General features: G+C 65.8%; 1 protein-coding gene. It reads left to right on the top strand.

The window, feature by feature from the left end:
* On the top strand, window positions 1-228 hold a 228-nt coding region (locus ACZYOF_RS45065), incomplete at both ends, for a transposase (RefSeq protein ID WP_463719734.1).

Here is a 228-nt window from a genome sequence, read left to right as displayed (position 1 = left end):
ACGCACCGAACCTGTCGCCCGCGGTGATTTCCCGGCTGACCGCGGAGTGGCAAGGCGAGTACGAGCGCTGGCAGAGGCGCGATTTGTCGGCGCGACGATACGTGTATGTGTGGGCCGATGGCGTCTTCCTGCAGGCCCGCATGGAAGACCACGGCGAGTGCATGCTGGTGCTGATCGGCGCGACGCCGGAAGGCAAGAAGGAACTGATCGGCTTCCAGGTCGGCGTGC

It is taken from the genome of Bradyrhizobium sp. LeoA1Lang, assembly GCF_055413685.1.
This window is presented reverse-complemented; position numbering and strand designations above follow the sequence as displayed.